The 502-nt window shown below is 30.9% G+C and carries 1 protein-coding gene; it reads left to right on the top strand.

Features of this window, described 5'->3' with window-relative positions; all coding sequences use genetic code 11:
• Nucleotides 1-109 precede the first annotated feature (109 nt).
• Nucleotides 110-502 (top strand): RidA family protein (locus tag ABDH49_09405; GenBank protein MEN3047154.1); only part of this gene is annotated, 393 nt, incomplete at its 3' end.

The following is a 502-nucleotide window of genomic DNA, read 5'->3' as shown; positions in this document are numbered from 1 at the left end:
TAAACGAAGTGACAAAGGAAATAGTAGAAAGTCAAAAAAGCAAGCTTTTAGAGCTTTAAGATAAGTAAATTAAGAAAAATACTATATTAAACTTTAAAATTTCAGAGCTATGAAAGAGGAAATCAAACCCCAAAATATATATGGTGGTGGTCCATATAGTCCTGCAATAAGGCTATGTGATGTAATATATATAAGTGGTCAGTTTGGTGTAGATGCAAATGGAAAACCAGTAGGAGGATTAAAAGAGCAAACAGAACAAGCGCTCGAAAACATAGAGAAAATACTAAAAGAAAAAAATTTAACCATGGATAATATAGTAAAGGTTACGATATTTTTAGTAAGTTCAGAGAATATTGAAGAAAAACTTAAAATAGTAAACGACGCGTATGAAAATTATTTCAAGAATTTTAAAAAGCCCTATCCTGCAAGGTCTACTGTTATAGTTGCGGGACTTCCAATAAGAGGTGCACTAATTGAAATAGAAGCCATTGCATATGTATTT

Source organism: Candidatus Hydrothermales bacterium, from assembly GCA_039630235.1.
In the GTDB taxonomy this organism is placed as follows: domain Bacteria; phylum Hydrothermota; class Hydrothermia; order Hydrothermales; family JAJRUZ01; genus JBCNVI01.
The sequence above is the reverse complement of the archived record's forward strand: the minus strand, read 5'-3'. Positions and strand labels throughout refer to the sequence as shown.